Source organism: Phenylobacterium sp. (genome assembly GCF_004299445.1).
In the GTDB taxonomy this organism is placed as follows: Bacteria; Pseudomonadota; Alphaproteobacteria; order Caulobacterales; family Caulobacteraceae; genus Phenylobacterium.
Genome location: NZ_SCTC01000088.1, coordinates 1 through 15,226, shown reverse-complemented (window position 1 = coordinate 15,226; position 15,226 = coordinate 1). Strand labels below are relative to the sequence as shown.

Annotated in this window: 15 protein-coding genes; 9 read left to right on the top strand and 6 right to left on the bottom strand. The window is 68.0% G+C overall.

What is annotated here, in order from left to right; genetic code table 11:
- Nucleotides 1-214 precede the first annotated feature (214 nt).
- A complete protein-coding gene (locus EPN98_RS24060; RefSeq protein WP_293365528.1) occupies nucleotides 215-3,382 on the top strand; it encodes a TonB-dependent receptor in 3,168 nt (1,055 codons plus the stop codon).
- A 117-nt stretch (nucleotides 3,383-3,499) separates the two neighbouring features.
- Here EPN98_RS24060 and EPN98_RS24055 read toward each other — a convergent pair whose 3' ends face one another.
- The 4 genes from EPN98_RS24055 to motA all read right to left on the bottom strand — a co-directional run bounded on the left by EPN98_RS24055 (nucleotide 3,500) and on the right by motA (nucleotide 7,167).
- The gene (locus EPN98_RS24055) at nucleotides 3,500-3,907 is read right to left on the bottom strand and encodes a DUF6491 family protein (RefSeq protein ID WP_293365527.1); all 408 of its coding nucleotides are present in this window, start codon (nucleotides 3,905-3,907) and stop codon (nucleotides 3,500-3,502) included.
- A gap of 63 nt (nucleotides 3,908-3,970) precedes the next feature.
- Nucleotides 3,971-5,752: a tRNA (5-methylaminomethyl-2-thiouridine)(34)-methyltransferase MnmD gene (gene mnmD, locus EPN98_RS24050; protein ID WP_293365526.1), complete on the bottom strand. Its 1,782-nt coding sequence runs from the start codon at nucleotides 5,750-5,752 to the stop codon at nucleotides 3,971-3,973.
- A gap of 71 nt (nucleotides 5,753-5,823) precedes the next feature.
- Nucleotides 5,824-6,072: a hypothetical protein gene (locus EPN98_RS24045; protein WP_293365525.1), complete on the bottom strand. Its 249-nt coding sequence runs from the start codon at nucleotides 6,070-6,072 to the stop codon at nucleotides 5,824-5,826.
- A 225-nt stretch (nucleotides 6,073-6,297) separates the two neighbouring features.
- Nucleotides 6,298-7,167, bottom strand: a complete 870-nt coding sequence (gene motA, locus EPN98_RS24040; protein ID WP_293365524.1) for a flagellar motor stator protein MotA — start codon at nucleotides 7,165-7,167, stop codon at nucleotides 6,298-6,300.
- 109 nt (nucleotides 7,168-7,276) lie between these two features.
- On the opposite strand from motA, the gene EPN98_RS24035 reads away from it, so the two are divergent.
- Nucleotides 7,277-8,578, top strand: a complete 1,302-nt coding sequence (locus tag EPN98_RS24035) for an MFS transporter (RefSeq protein WP_293365523.1) — start codon at nucleotides 7,277-7,279, stop codon at nucleotides 8,576-8,578.
- Between the two features lie 9 nt (nucleotides 8,579-8,587).
- Here the strand turns inward: EPN98_RS24035 and EPN98_RS24030 are convergent, their stop codons facing one another.
- On the bottom strand, nucleotides 8,588-9,883 hold the full coding sequence (locus EPN98_RS24030) for a lytic murein transglycosylase (RefSeq protein ID WP_293365521.1): 1,296 nt from the start codon (nucleotides 9,881-9,883) through the stop codon (nucleotides 8,588-8,590).
- Between the two features lie 182 nt (nucleotides 9,884-10,065).
- Between EPN98_RS24030 and ykgO the strand changes: the two genes are divergently transcribed.
- The 3 genes from ykgO to EPN98_RS24015 all read left to right on the top strand — a co-directional run bounded on the left by ykgO (nucleotide 10,066) and on the right by EPN98_RS24015 (nucleotide 11,630).
- A complete protein-coding gene (gene ykgO, locus EPN98_RS24025) occupies nucleotides 10,066-10,191 on the top strand; it encodes a type B 50S ribosomal protein L36 (protein ID WP_111513452.1) in 126 nt (41 codons plus the stop codon).
- Between the two features lie 16 nt (nucleotides 10,192-10,207).
- Nucleotides 10,208-10,810 carry an HAD family phosphatase gene (locus EPN98_RS24020; RefSeq protein WP_293365519.1) on the top strand — a complete coding sequence of 201 codons (603 nt, stop codon included), beginning with the start codon at nucleotides 10,208-10,210 and terminating at the stop codon, nucleotides 10,808-10,810.
- A gap of 169 nt (nucleotides 10,811-10,979) precedes the next feature.
- On the top strand, nucleotides 10,980-11,630 hold the full coding sequence (locus EPN98_RS24015) for a PEPxxWA-CTERM sorting domain-containing protein (RefSeq protein WP_293365518.1): 651 nt from the start codon (nucleotides 10,980-10,982) through the stop codon (nucleotides 11,628-11,630).
- A 96-nt stretch (nucleotides 11,631-11,726) separates the two neighbouring features.
- Here EPN98_RS24015 and folE read toward each other — a convergent pair whose 3' ends face one another.
- On the bottom strand, nucleotides 11,727-12,317 hold the full coding sequence (gene folE / locus EPN98_RS24010; protein WP_293365517.1) for a GTP cyclohydrolase I FolE: 591 nt from the start codon (nucleotides 12,315-12,317) through the stop codon (nucleotides 11,727-11,729).
- A 128-nt stretch (nucleotides 12,318-12,445) separates the two neighbouring features.
- Between folE and EPN98_RS24005 the strand changes: the two genes are divergently transcribed.
- The 4 genes from EPN98_RS24005 to EPN98_RS23990 form a co-directional block, all read left to right on the top strand.
- A complete protein-coding gene (locus tag EPN98_RS24005; RefSeq protein WP_293365515.1) occupies nucleotides 12,446-12,715 on the top strand; it encodes a DUF2312 domain-containing protein in 270 nt (89 codons plus the stop codon).
- A 23-nt stretch (nucleotides 12,716-12,738) separates the two neighbouring features.
- Entirely contained in the window at nucleotides 12,739-13,032 is a 294-nt protein-coding gene (locus EPN98_RS24000; RefSeq protein WP_293365574.1) for a hypothetical protein, read from the top strand.
- Nucleotides 13,033-13,211: 179 nt separating this feature from the next.
- Entirely contained in the window at nucleotides 13,212-14,021 is an 810-nt protein-coding gene (locus tag EPN98_RS23995) for a hypothetical protein (RefSeq protein WP_293365514.1), read from the top strand.
- A 55-nt stretch (nucleotides 14,022-14,076) separates the two neighbouring features.
- Nucleotides 14,077-15,226, top strand: a 1,150-nt coding sequence (locus EPN98_RS23990; RefSeq protein WP_293365513.1) for an amidohydrolase family protein, incomplete at its 3' end; no start/stop codon positions are given.

The following is a 15,226-nucleotide window of genomic DNA, read 5'->3' as shown; positions in this document are numbered from 1 at the left end:
CAGCCTTCACTTTCGGCGAAGCAACCGCCCGATCTCACTCACCATTCCAAATTCCCGAGCACATTTCGGAACATAGGTATTGTTCGCAACTGCGGTACGTTTCCGTTGCGGAATTTCCTGGCGCGAAACGCAATCTCGTCGGATCATCGCCGGGCCACGCGCTGTCAAACCACGCACGCGAGATGCGGGTGCGGCGCGGAGGGGAGGAAGTAAAATGATCAAGCGCAGATATTTCTGCGGCGGCTCGACCCTGGCCGTCGCCCTCGTTCTCGGTCTCGCCGGCAACGCCCAGGCGCAGACGCAGAGCTCGTCCGACCCGGCCGAGGTGGCCGAAGTCATCGTCACGGGCTCGTTCATCGCCGGCACGCCGGAAGACTCCGCGCTCCCCGTCGATGTCTTGAGCCAGGCCGACCTCGAGAAGCAGGGTTCGCCGACGGTGGTTCAACTGGTGAAGACCATCACCGCGTCACAGTCGTCGCTGGGCGAGTCCAACCGCTATAATGGCGGCGCCGGCACGGCGACCATCAACCTGCGCGGCTTCGGCGCGGCGCGTACGCTGACGCTGATGAACGGGCGGCGCCTGGCGGACAGCCCGGCCGCGGCGTTCCAGGGCGGCGGCGCCAACCTGAACTTCATCCCGACCGCTGCGGTGGGCCGCATCGAGATCCTGAAGGACGGCGCGGCCGCGACCTATGGCTCGGACGCCATCGGCGGCGTCGTGAACTTCATCACCCGCAAGGACCTGGACGGTCTTGAGGTCGACGGCGAATACGCGCTGATCGACGGCTCGAACGGCGACTACAACGCCAATGCCGCCTGGGGAAAGAAGTTCGACAACGGCAATGTGCTGCTCACAGCCGGCTATCGCCATCGTTCGCGGCTCGACATTCATGACCGCGACTGGGCGATCCGACCCTTCGACTTTGCGGGCTATGCCGGCTCCGGCGGCTTCACCGGAGCGGCGAATCCAGGCTTCTTCGGCGTCGCGGGGGTCGCGGGCACTACTTTCCGCGACAATGGCTGCGAGGAATTGGGCGGTACGCTCACCAATAACATCACCTTCCCCAATCCGCTGAACGGCACCTTGGGCCAGGGCGCCACGGCGACGATCGCGGTGCCGGTCAGCGCCCAGAACCCTGCCACCGCAGGGTCCAATTGCCGGTTCCAGTTCTCCAACTTCAACGATCTGGTGAACCGCGAGGATCACTACCAGCTCTATGGCGAAGTGAACTTCGATCTGTCGGAGAACATGTCGTTCCACGCCGAGGTGGCCTGGACCAAGAACGACACCCCGGTGCAGCGGATTTCACCCGCGAACCTGACGGCGCAGTACCCTTCGCCGGTGAACGTCGGCGGCACCTCGTTCTCGCCCGCGACGCCGAATGGCCCGAACCTCTCGGTGCCCTACAATATCCCGGCCAACCATCCGGGCCTGGTCGCGCTGTTGAACGACTGCCGCGCCCCCCTGACGGCAGCGCAGTGCGCCGCGATCCGCGCCGGCGCCAACGCGCCCAATCCAGCCTATCCAGGTTCGGCGATCACCCGCGGCGTCGACATTTCCCAGCTGGGCTGGCGGGCTGTGGCCTTCGCGGGTCATCCGCTCAACAAGGATGGGGCCGATCACCAGTCGATCGTCAACGACGGGTTCCGGGTCTCTGGCGGGTTCAAGGGCAAGATCTTCGAGAACATTAACTACGACACTTCTGTCACCTTCATGGAGCAGAAGAACACGTCTTCGATCTCTGACATCCTGGTGCAGCGTCTCCAGCTGGGGCTTCGCGGCTACGGCAGCCGGGTGAATAATACCGACGAATGCACTGCGGCCGAGACCAACAACTTCACCACCAATGCCGGCAACGCTGCGCTTGGCTGCTATTATTTCAACCCGTTCACCAACGGCGTGGCCCGCAGCGCGGTTAACGGGGCCGCCAATCCGTTCTCCAACCCGGCAGTCACCAACAACCCTGACGTGGTGGCCTGGCTCTACGGGCCCTATACCAATGTGCTAACCAACCGGCTGCTTGTCGTCGACGGTGTCTTTTCGGGCCAGACCGGAATCGAGCTGGCGGGTGGGCCTGTGGCATGGGCGGTCGGCGGCCAGTACCGCTACGCCCAGGAAATCCGCAAGTACGGGGCCTTCTTCAACTCCGATGAAAACCCCTGCCCCGACCGGGCCGCTTGCGCGGACGAGACCGGGCCACTGCAGTTCTTCGGCTCCAACACGGATCGCGACGACGACGCCAATGTGAAGGCGATCTTCGCGGAGTTGCAGGTTCCGGTGACCGACGATCTCAACGTGAACTTCGCGATCCGTCACGAAGCCTACCAGGGGGGGATCGGCTCGACGACCAATCCCAAGGTCGCCGTGAAGTGGCAGATCATGGACATGCTGGCCCTGCGGGGTTCGGCGTCCACCACGTTCCGGGCTCCGACCTCGGGTCTGGTCCGCAACACCTGCAACAATGGCGTCCGGGTGCTGGGCGGCGGCTATCGCGCGTTCCAGAGCTGTGGAAATCCGGATCTGAAGCCTGAGAAGGCTGACACCTACAACATCGGCGCCATCTTCGAGATCGGCAGCTTCTCCGCAACGCTCGATTACTTCAATTTCAAGTTCAAGGATGAGCTGACCGAGGAAGCGGGTGGACGCCTCTACGCCACGATGTTCCCCGGAAACTCGGCTGTGAACTGCGGCAATCCGGCGTTCGCCGCGCTCCAGTCGCGCTTCACGTTCGCCGGAGCCTGCGGCCCGGCCAACGTCGCGCGGCTGCAGAGCTTCGTCGTCAACGGTCCCGGCACGAAGACGTCAGGTCTTGAGTTCCGCGCCCAGTACGACTGGGACGGCTGGCTCGACGGAAGCTGGTCGGCGGGCGTCGAGGCCACCTATCTGATCGAGTACAAGCGCGAGGCCGTGAAGCTGAAGGGGACGAGCATCGAGATCGCCCCGGCGGAAGATCGGGCTGGCCTGAGCGACCTGATCAACGACTTCTTCTCCTACCCGGAAATCAAGGGGAACGCCTATCTGGCCTATGTCCGCGGCCCGCTCTCGGTCCGCTGGCTGGCCCGCTATTCGGAGGGCACCTCGCCTGCGTTCGGCTCGCCGCTGTTCATCACGGTTCCGAACCCTGCCGCGACGACTGCCGCCGGCTGCACCACGGCATCCTGCGCGGGGCGCGACCTGCAGGCGGTGGGCAAGTCCAACGACTTCTGGCAGCACGACGTCGTCGTGCGGTGGGAAGCGCCCTGGGACACGACGATCACGGCCAGCGTCCAGAACGTTCTGGACAAGGACCCGCCTTTCGCGCCCAGCCAGTACAACTACGATTACACCCAGGGGAACCCGCTGGGCCGGACCTTCGAGATCGGCTTCAGGAAGCGGTTCTAACGTTCTCCCGAACGGGAGGCGGGCGTCGGGCCTCGGCCCGGCGCCGCCAGTCCTCAAGGGACTACCTTTCCTCCAAGGCAACTGGGCGTCGGAGCAATCCGACGCCCTTTCCTTTGGTCAGGGCCGCGCGTGCTTGGGCAGCGCCTTGGCTTCCTCGACCGTCAGCTTTCGGATCTTGGAGACGGCGCAGCGCTGCGGGCCGATGGATGAGGGCGCGATCACCTCGGCGTCCAGGCCCGTGCAGATGTAGCTCGAGCCGCGCGAGTTGATGGCGATGGTCTGACTCCACTCGACGTCGGGACAGCGGCCCAGCATTTCCAGCTGATAGACGTCGCGGACGCCGACCCGAAGGTTGACCACCTTGTCGTCATTCGACGCGAAGCTGCTGATGTTCCGCGCCCAGAAGCACTGGCGGGGGGTCTTGGCCGCGGGCGCTTCAGGCGACTTGGCGAAAACCGGCGCGGCGGCGCCGGTGAGCATCAGGCCCGCCGTGGCGGCTGTGGCGAGGGCGATCTTCAACGACATGACTACAGTCCTCCGGCCCCGATGGGTCCCCCCGACCGCGGCAGTATACGTGCGCTCAAGCTGTCAGGAACCTGAACGACGTGCGGCGCGGCGGGCGAAGCGGTCGGGCGTCACCAGGTCGGCCGCGGCGCGGCTGATCGGTGAGGGGGCCGACAGCGCCAGGGCTGCGACGTGCTCGGCCAGCAGCGGCGCCAGGGAAAAGCCGCGGGAGCCGAAGCCGGTCAGGGCATAGAGGCCCGGGGCGCCCACGGACCCCGCCAGCGGCAGGCGGTCGGGCGTCACAGCGCGGATCGAGGCGCGGCCCTCCAGGGTCTCGGGGTCGATCTTCGCCGCCAGGTTGGGGAGGGCGGTGGCGAGGGTCGCGAGGTTTCGCTGGTGATCCCCGGGCCGCAGGTCGGCGCTTTCGTCGTCGCGGTCGTGGGTGGCGCCGAGCAGCAGGCCTTGCGGCGCGGGCAGGACGTAACCGCCCCACGCCGCCGCGGGCGCGGAGGCGCCATCGGTGGTCCAGCTGGCCTGGCCACGCACGGGCTGCAGGGGAAGGCCGGCCAGGAGGTCCCGGGAGGCCAGCGCGCCGGCCACGATGACCGCGTCAGCATCGGCGATCACAGCATCGGCGGCGTCAAGCAGCCGCCAGCCATGTTCGGCGGCCTCCAGCCGGTCGACCGCCGCGTTCAGGATCTGGCCGTTCCAGGCCGCCAGAATCGGCTCCGGTCGGATGACAAGGGCGCGGGTCTGGTCGAGTGCGGAGGGTGCGGCTTCGCCCAGCCTGTCGCTGGTGACCGCCGGCGCGAGGATCGCGAGCTCACCCTCCTCGAAGACGTCCGACCCGGCGATCTTCGCGAACCGTTCGGCGTCGCGTTCGCCGGCGGCCAATTGCACGACGCCGCGCGACAGGATCGCGGCGGGCGCGTCTTCGTAGAGCTGAGTGGCGCGCGCATAGGCCTGGGCGAACAGCCGGGCGGCCTCCCCCAGACCGGCGTCGAGGCGCGGGGTGACGAGCGCGGCGGGGTTTCCCGAGCCCCCCGCACCGGGCGCCTGAGCCTCGATGACGATGGCCTCGCCGCCCAGACCCCGTACGGCGCGGGCGGCCGAGGCCCCCGCGATGCCGCCCCCGATGATGGCGACGCGGCGACCGGGCGGGTCGACGGCTGCGCCCGCAAGGCGTGCTTCCAGCCGTTCGCGCTTTCGGCCGAAGCCGGGACGCTTCTCGACCGTGAAACCTGCGGCGGCGAGTCCCCGGCGGACCTGGCCTGCCACGGTGAAGGTGGCGGCCCGTGCGCCCGGAGCCGACCGGGCGGCGACCATCGCCAGCACCTCGTCCGACCACATTCCGGGGTTGGTGGCGGGCGAGAAGCCATCGAGGAACCAGGCGTCGGCTTGCCCCGACCAGCCCACCAGGGCGTCGGCCACCTCCATGATCGCGACATCCAGCGTGGCCGAGAGTTCCGGCAGGTCCACCCGGTGGCGGCCCCGCGCGCGGCCCGGCCATCGGGCGGTGAGCAGGCTGGCGATCGGCGCAAGCTCGGGCCAGCGCGCGAGCGCGCGAGCGGCTTCGTCGGAGGTGATGGGATGAGCCTCGATCGAGGCGATGTGCAGGTGGGCGCCGGACGGTCGCGTCGACTGCCAAAGCTGCAGGAGGGCCGCGATGTTTAGGCCGGTCCCGAACCCCAGCTCGGCGACCACGAACCGCCGCCGGTCGGCCCAGGCTTCGGGGAGGCCGCAGCCCTCCAGGAACACCGCGCGGCTTTCGGCCAGCCCATCCTCGGCCGAGAAATAGACGTCGCCGAAGAGCGCCGAGCGCGGCTGGCCGTCGTCTGTCCAGGTCAGCGGACTGTCGGCCGCCATGAGCTATTCCACAAAGAAGAAGGGCCGCCCCAGAGGGCGGCCCTTCCGTATCGCTTTGAGCGAAAAGAAGCTTACTTCTTTTCCGGCTCGGCAGCGGCCGGAGCGGCCGGAGCAGCAGCGGCGTCGGCGGCCGGAGCGGCAGCGGCGTCGGCGGCCGGGGCAGCGGCGGCGTCAGCAGCCGGAGCAGCAGCGGCGTCGGCGGCCGGAGCGGCGGCGGCGTCGGCGGCCGGAGCTTCAGCGGCCTTTTCTTCGGGCTTCGAGCAGGCGGCGACGCCGAGCATGGCGACGGCGGCGGCAGCGATCAGGAGTTGCTTGGTCATATCCCTAGTCCTCTGGTCGGTGTGTCAGGCGCCGGTACGAACCTGCCAGAGACAAGCCGCCCCCCGACGCATGCGTAGGGATACGCCTCACGACGGCGTGATAGCAAGCGCAAAACTCACGCGTTTGTGATCACTTTTTCAACCTTTACTGCGGTTGCGCAAGTGCGGCGCCCGCGGCGTGCAGGTCGAAGGGCGGTCCTGTGCAGACGCAGCCGAGGCCTGTGCTTACGCTTCGGCGGGAATGTTCGAAAGCGCCTCTTCCAGCTCCAGGAAGCTGGGCTGGGAGCCCGAGGGGACGTTGCCGCGACCGATCTCGACCGAGATCTGGGCGGCGTTGCCGTGCAGGTGGGCCACCAGGACGGCCTGGATGATCTTGTAGAAGGCGCCCTCCTCGTTCACCACTTCCTGCATGCGCGTGGCCAGAGGACCGACCATCCCGTAGGCCAGAAACACGCCGAGGAAGGTGCCGACGAGCGCGCCGCCGATCATGGTGCCAAGAACCTCGGGCGGCTCTGTGATGGCGCCCATTGTCTTGATGACGCCGAGCACGGCGGCGACGATGCCGAGGGCCGGCAGGGCGTCGGCCAGGTTCTGGAAGGCGTGGCCCGGCGCCAGCGCCTCGTGGTGGTGCTTCTCGAGCTGCTTCTCCATGGCGTCCTCGACCTGGTGCGGGTCTTCAAGGTTCATGGTCATCATCCGCAGCGTGTCGCAGATGAAGTCGATGGCGAAGTGGTCCTTCATGATCTTCGGGAAGCGGGTGAAGATCGTGGACTCTTTGGGGTTCTCGATGTGGCTTTCGAGCGCGATGACGCCCTTGGACTTCATCGTCTTGGTCAGCAGGAAAAGCAGCGACAGCAGGTCGCGATAGTCCGAGGCCTTCCACTTGGGCCCGCCGAACGCCTTGCCGAAAGCGCCCCCGAGACCCTTGATGGTGCTGATGGAATTGCCGATCAGGAACGCCGCGACGCCGGACCCCCCGATGGCCATCATCTCGTGCGGGAGCGCGTGCAGGATCACGCCCATGTTGCCACCGGCCATGATGTAACTGCCGAACACCATGCCGAAGAGCAGCACGAAACCGATAATCTGGAACATGGAAACCCCCGGAGAGTCCGGGGAACATGCCGGTTAATGCTTAATACCCAGTGATCGGTGGGCCTTTGGGGTAGGCGGCGCGCCCTCGAACGCTTAAGGCGGGGGTCCGATGTCCAGTGTGGCGCCCGCCCTTCCTCGCCGGTCGTTCGCGATCATCTTCGCCGTTTCGGCCGCGACCGCCATGGGCAATACCGGCCTGATCTCGGTCCTACCGGCGATCGGTCGATCCATCGGCATCGCCGACTGGATGGTTTCGGGCATCTTCTCGCTGTCGGCGCTGCTCTGGGCGGGGTCGTCGCCTTATTGGGCGCGGTCGTCCGACCGCCATGGCCGCAAGCCGCTGATGATGCTGGGCCTGTCGGGGTTCATGGTCTCCATGGCCCTCTGCGGCGTTGTGGTGAGCGCAGGCCTGCACAAGCTGGCGGCGCCGATCGTGATCTTCGGCCTGTTCCTGCTGGCGCGGGCGCTGTTCGGCCTGTTCGGCGCCGCCTCGAACCCGGCCACCCAGGCCTATGTCGCCGAGCGGACGCCGCCCGAGGGGCGAACCCAGGCGATGGCCAGCCTGGCGGGCGCGTTCGGCCTGGGCACCGTGATCGGGCCCTTCCTGGCGCCGCTGTTCGTCTTCCCGGTGGTGGGCCTGGCGGGACCGCTGTTCAGTTTCTCGCTGATCGCGCTCGTCATGCTGTTCATCGTCTGGCGCTACCTGCCCGACCAGAAGGTCCCCATAGAGGCGCAACGACCGCGCCGGCCTGTCGTGGGCGGGCCGAAGGAACGCGGCATGTGGCGCGATCCGCGCATCCAGCCCTTCCTGATCTACGGCTTCATCGTCGCCACCTGCCAGACGGCCCAGGCCCAGACCCTGGGCTTCCTGATCATCGACAAGCTGCACATGTCCCCGGCTCAGGCGCAGTACTTCATCGCCATCGCCATGATGTTCGGCGCGGTGGCGGGTCTCCTGGCCCAGTGGGGCCTGATCCGCATGTTCGAGATGACGCCACGCCAGCTGCTGCGGTGGGGCGTGGGCATCGCGGCTCTGGGCAACCTGATCGTGGCGCTGTCGCCCGGCTACTACGGCGCGGTGGCCGGCTATGCGATCTCCAGCCTGGGCTTCGGCTTCGCCCGGCCGGGTTTCACCGCGGGGTCGTCGATCGCGGTCGACATGGACGAGCAGGCTCGCGTCGCCGGCCTGATCGCCGCCGTGAACGGGATCAACGTGATCTTCGCGCCCGCGTTTGTGTTCGCCTACCAGCACTATGGTCCGGCGCCGTTCATCCTCAACACGGCGCTGATGGCGGCGATGCTGGTCTATGCCTTCCGCAACACAGCCCTCAAGAACGCCGACCCCAAGCCTGCGACCCGCGAGGCCGCCTCGGCGGCGACGATCGAGAAGGCCGACGAGGGCGCAGTCTAGCGCTGCGTCTCAGGCGGCTGGCGTCGCTGTCGCGGTCGAGGCCTCTTCGCGCAGACGGCGGACCATGTCGGCCGAGAGATAGCCGTCGGCGGTCAGGCCGCGGGCTTTCTGCCATTCGCGCAGAGCCTTGCGCGTGCCCATGCCGACGACGCCATCGGGTTGCCCGGCATCGAAGCCCAGGGCCGTCAGCGCGCGCTGGGCGGTCATTCGGTCGACGAGGCTGAGCGGGGTTTCCTGTGGCCAGGGGCGCACCGGCGGTCCCTCGCCGGCAAACCGATCGGCGAGCAGGCCGACGCCCAGGGCGTAGCTCAGGCTGTTGTTGTACTGGCGCAGCGCGAAGTGGTTGGGGAACAGCAGGAAGATCGGCCCGCTCGCCCCGGCCGGCGCCACCAGCTGGGCCTTGGCCTCGGCGTCGGCGGCGGCCCAGGGCAGCCCGTCCGCCCGCCTGACCCCTTTGTCGGCCCACCACGCCGGCGTTTCCCGCGGGCCCTCGGTCAGGCTGAAGTCGAAGCCTGGAGGGACAGCAACCTCCCGCGCCCAGCTTTGTCCGCGCACCCAGCCGGCCTTGGCCAGCAGGTTGGCGGCCGAGGCCAGGGCGTCGGCGCGGCTGGTCCAGATGTCGCGGCGGCCGTCGCCGTCCTGGTCGACGGCGGTGGCCAGGAAAGTCGACGGTATGAACTGGGTCTGGCCCATGGCGCCGGCCCAGCTCCCGCGCAGGCGCGCGCGCGGGTGCTCTCCAGACTGGATGATCTTCAGCGTGGCGATGATCTCGCCCTCGGCCCAGCCGCGACGGCGGCCCTGGGCGGCCAGGGTGGCCAGCGCGCGCAAGGTGTCGTTGTCGCCCTGGATCGACCCGAAGCCGCTTTCCAGAGCCCAGACGCCCAGCAGCACGTCGCGCGGCACGCCGTACTTGGCCTCGATGGTGGGGAACTCGGCCACGTCGGCGTGTCGTCGCTGGCCGATGGCGACACGGTCGGCCGTGACGACGCCCTTCAGATAGTCGCCGATGGGCTTGGAGAACTCGGGCTGACGGGAATCCAGCGCGCCGACCCGCGGATCGGGGGTCAGTCCCGCCATCTCACGGCGGAACACAGCCGGCTCGATCCCCGCGGTGATGGCGCGCGCCTCGAACTCTGACGCCCACTGGTCGAACACCAGGTCGCCTGACGCCACGGGCGGGGCGATGGTGGCCTGGGCGGACTGAGCCACGGCGCCGGCATGCGCCGCGATCGGCGTCGAGGCAGGTGGCGCGGCGGGCGAGGCGCAGCCGGCGAGCAGGAGCATGAAAGAAAGACGTCGACGCATCCGACCGAATCTAGGGTGTGTCGGCGGCCGGCCCAATCAAATCGGCGTCAGGGGGCAAATCGGGCTCGGCGGAACGCCGCGACGTCGCAGGCCCTCCGGTTGACTTGGCTGCAGGCGACCCGTATATGCGCGCGCTCTTGTTCGCCAACCGGCCCCTCGGGGCCCGATTGAAGATTAGGTCCATGAAGGTCAGAAGCTCGCTCAAGTCGCTGAAGACGCGTCACCGCGACTGCAAGCTCGTGCGCCGCAAGGGCCGGGTCTACATCATCAACAAGACCGACCCGCGCTTCAAAGCCAAGCAAGGCTGAGCCGCCCAGCTCGCGCATGCCGAAGGCTCTGCTCTGGGACTTCGGCAACGTCATCGTGCGCTGGAACCCGCGCACGCTCTACGAAAAGGTCATCCCTGATCCGGTCGCCCGCGACCGGTTCCTGAACGACGTGTGCACCCTGGCCTGGCATGGGCCGACCGACTGCGGCGTGACCTTCGCCGAGAACTGTTCGGCGCTGGCCGCCAAGCATCCCGAGCACGAAGCCGAGATCTGGGCCTGGCATCACCGCTGGGACGAGATGTTCTCGGGCGCCATCGCCGAGACCGAGGCCGCCATTGAGGCCCTGCACGCTCGCGGCGTGCCGCAGTTCGGCCTCTCCAACATCAGTCACGAGACGCTGGACAGCACCCTGGCCATGAGCCCGGCGTTCGGGCGGCTGTCCGGCGTGGTGGCGTCGGGGCTGGAGGGCGTGATGAAGCCCGACCCGGCCATCTTCCACCTGTGCTGCGAGCGTTTCGAAATGGCGCCGTCCGACTTCCTGTTCGTGGACGACAGCGCCAGGAACATCGCGGCGGCTCAGGCCCTGGGCTTCGACACCCATCACTTCACGGACCCGGCGGACCTACAGCCCGCCCTGGAGCGCCGCGGGCTGATCTGAGCCATCCCCCCGCGACGGGGCATTGCGTCTTTCTTTAGAGCTTAGCCGTACGGTCGGGGACAGCTGTGGCACGCCCTCTGCAGGACTGTGCCGCAAGTAAAAGCGTTTTGTTTCAAACCGGCACGGCATCCGATCAGGGGGCCGTCACCCAGATCACGGACGACCCCCGATGCGTATCCGCACCCTCCTGATGGCCGCCGCTGCGGCCGCCGCCTTCGCCGCCCCCGCCTCGGCCGCGATCACCATTTCGCTGACCTCGCAGAACGCGCCGCTGGCGCTGCAGCCGGGCGAGCAACTGGTCGCCGACTTCAACAACGCGGCGACGCCCGAAGCCGTGCTGCTGCCGGGCTTCGATCTCGACCTCGTCGGCGCCACCGTCGGCGTCTGCGAGGGCTGCAGCGGCTATTCCGGCACGCTGCCGGGCAACGCGACCCACTATCTGACGATCCCCGGCAACGCCTCGGCCAAGCTGACCTCGCTGGCCGGCCTGAAGACCTTCAGCTTCTACATGGGCTCGGCCGACACCTACAATTCGATCCGCTTCAAGGGCGATAACGGCTTCGACGTGACCCTGAACGGCGGCCAGTTCACGCAAGGCTACGTGGGTCAGAGCTGGTCCTGGGGCAAGCGCGTCAACTTCGACTTCGGCGCCGATCGCGTCACCGAGGTCATCCTGAGCTCGTCGGGCAACTCGTTCGAAGTCGACTCGTTCGCCGTGACCGCGGTGCCGGAACCGGCCACCTGGGCGATGATGATCATGGGCTTCGGCGTCGCCGGCGCCCTGCTGCGCCGCCGCCAGGTCGCGCTCGCCCGCGCCTAGACAACAGACGTACCGGGCGGCCCAGCTCTCTCCCTGGGCCGTCCTTCTAAGGAACCCCTCGCCAGAGCCCGGCGGGGGGTTTTCTTTGGGCGCAGTTCAGTCGCCGTTGCGCACCAGGTCGAAGAACTCCTGCCGCGTCCGCGGGTCGTCCCGAACTTCTCCCAGCAGGCTCGAGGTGGTGAGCTTCGAGCCCGGCGTGTTGACACCGCGCATGGTCATGCAGCTGTGCTCGGACACGATCACGACGCCCACCCCCTTGGGTTTGAGGATGTCCTGGATCGCCTCGGCGATCTGGGCGGTCAGTTTCTCCTGAATCTGCAGCCGTCGCGCGAAGCCGTGGACCACCCGGGCCAGCTTCGAAATCCCCACCACCCGGTCGTTCGGCAGGTATCCCACGTGCGCCTTGCCCAGGAACGGCAGCATGTGGTGTTCGCAGAAGCTAACCACCCGGATGTCGCGCAGCACGACCAGCTCGTCGTAGCCGCCCACCTCCTCGAACGTGCGCTCCAGATACTCGCGCGGGTCGCTCTCATAGCCCGCGAACAGCTCGCGATAGGCCTTCGCCACCCGGCGCGGGGTGTCCAGCAGGCCCTCGCGGTCGGGGTCGTCGCCAGCCCATTCGATCAGGGTTCGGACGGCGGCCTGGGCGTCGGCCTCGGTCGGCTTCGTACGGTGTTCGTGGGCCATGCATCCTCCGCGTCGTATGGCCTCAACGATTGGCCTGCGGCGAAGGTTCAGAGCGCGTGACACGGCCGGGTCCGATGAGTAGGTTCCGCGCCTTTCCGACCCCTCGCATCTAGCTTAAAGGCTTGGCCATGGCCGACGACGCTTCCGCCCACTCCGACGTCCTCAACGCGACCGCGCAGGGTCAGCTCAAAAGCATCATCGAGCGCATCGAGCGTCTCGAGCAGGAGAAGTCCGAGATCGCCGAGCAGATCAAGGAAGTGAAGGCCGAGGCCAAGGGCAACGGCTTCGACGTCAAGATCATCGGCAAGGTGATCCGCCTGCGGAAGCAGGACCGGGCCAAGCGCCAGGAAGAAGAAGCTATCCTCGACCTCTATCTCGCGGCGATCGGAGAGATTTGAGGAACAAGCCTCCAGTCTCGCCCCTGGAGGCCCGAAAGGCGGCGACCAAGCGCGCCGCCCTCAACGCCTTGAAGCGCGCCCGCCGCGCCGCCGACAAGGCAGGCGTGCAGCTCTCCGACTGGGAGGGCGAGTTCCTCACCGAAGTGGGCGAGCGGGTGAAGACCTACGGCCGCGCCTTCGGCGATCCCGAGAAGGGCGCGCTAGGCGAGGCGCTCTCGGTCCTGCAGACGGTGAAGCTCAAGGAGATCACGGCCAAGGCCAAGGGCGAGAAGAAGGAACTCAAGCGCAAGCCGTTCCGCCGGAAATCGCGGGACTAGAGCGTGTTGGGCGAAGGTGGACGCCGGTTTCGCCCTGAGACACGCTCAAGATCAAAGAGAGCGAGCCTGTTCATCCGGTTCAGATGATTCCATCTGAACCGGACAGGCTCTAGCCGGCAAGGGTCCGTTCACCTTGCCTTTTCACCGGCTCTTCGCCGCCCGCGGGCATTCTCGGCGGCATGTCCCGCGTCCTGCGATCTTTGGCAAAGGCCGCGCTGCTCGCCGCGGCGCTGGGTGCGTTCGCCGCTCCCGCGGCGGCGCAGGAGATGACACAGGCCAGGTTCGCCGCAGTGATGGACCGGGTGTTCGGCCCCGGCGCGTGGCGCATGACCGGCGGCTATCGCACTCCGGAGCGTGAGAACCAGCTGCGGGCGCAGGGCGCCATGACCGTGCGCCCCGGCGGGATATCGCGACACTCTCTGGGCCATCCGGGCGCTCCGGGCGCATTCGACCTGGTGGTCAACGGCATGAGCCCCTTCGCCGCCGCGCAGCGCCTCCGCGAGGCGGGGGCGCCCTTCGCCCGCTACCAGCCCAAGGGCGCGCATGGGACGCAGGGCCCGCACCTGCATCTCGAACCCTTCGGCTTCGGTCCGGTGGGCCAGCCGCGCTTCCAGGTGGCCTCGGTCGCCAAGCCCCAGGTCGCAGAGGGCCGGACCCGCTCGGTCACCCTGATTATGCCGCAACCCAGCGCCGGCAGCGCCTCGGCGGTGCGCCAGGAACTGGCCCGTCTGCAGGCCGACGCCCGGGAACAGGATCCCGAGGCCCAGCTGGAGCTGGGGCGCATCTACACCCTGGGTTATCTGGCGCCGCGCGACTTCGAGACCGCCCGAAAGTGGCTGGAGGCCGCGGCGCGCAATCCCCTGGCTGACGACGACACCCAGGCCTCTGCGGCGGCCGGCGTGGCGGAAGTCACCCGCCTCATCGAGGCCGAGCGGGCCCAGCGGCCGACGCAGGCCGCCTACCTGCGGACAGGGGCCGCCGACCGCTAGAGGTGACAGGCCGCCCGAAGGGTCTAGTCTCGCCGACAGATGGGGAGATCAGGACATGGGGCAGGCGAGCCGGCGGGCATTCCTGGGGACAGTCGGCGCGGCCTGGTCGAGCGCGGCCTGGGCCGCCATGAACCCGGACGAACCGGACCTCGTGGTCCTGAACGCCAACGTCATCACCGTCGACCCCAGCCGTCCCAAGGCCCAGGCCTTCGCTGTGAAGAGCGGGCGGTTCGTGGCCGTGGGCGCGAGTGACGACGTCCGCGGCCTGATCGGCAAGCGGACCCAGGTCTACGACGCCAAGGGGATGACGATCACGCCGGGGTTCATCGACACCCACAACCATCCCGTGGGCGACGTGCTGCTCTACGAGGTGCTGGTCGGCAATCCGTTCGAGGTGGAGTTCGTCACCATCGACTCGATCGTGGACAAGCTCGCCGCCAAGGCCCGCACCCTGCCGCCCGACACCTGGGTCTCGGGCCACTTCCATGACGACACCAAGCTGAAGGACAAGCGCCAGCTGACGATGGCCGACCTGGACCGGGTGTCGAAGGACCATCCGGTGGTCGTGAACCATCGCGGCGGCCATACGGCCTTCTACAACAGTCGCGCCTTCGCCCTGGCCGGCGTGACCAAGGCCACGCCCAACCCAGTGGGCGGCACCTTCGACCGCGACGCTTCCGGCGAACTCACCGGCCGGGTGACCGACACGGCGATGGACGTGTTCGACAATGTCGGGAAGCGGCCCACGTTCTCGCCGGAGGAGACCGCACGCCGCGCCCGCGACGGGCTGGCCCATATCTCAAAGCAGTTCGCCCGCTACGGCCTGACCACCGTCCATCACCAAGGGGGCGACCTCGGCGCCCTGCAGGACGTCCGCGCCCGCGGCGACCTCAAGCACCGGGTCAGCTACGAGCCGATCGGGCCCGTTCTGGAGGCGATGATCAAGGCGGGGTTGAAGACCGGCTTCGGCGACGACTGGATCCGGCTGGGGGCCACCTTCGAGCACCTGGTCGACGGCTCGTTCTCGGAGCGGACTCTGGCCTGGAGCAAGCCGTTCCCCGGCCGCTCGCCGCCCTACTACGGCAACCTGGTGGAGGATCAGGCGACCCTGGATGCGTGGGTCGAGCGGGTCCACCGGGCCGGGATCGACGTGAACTGCCACGCCAACGGCGACCGCGCGATCGCCAGCGTGATGACGGCCCGGT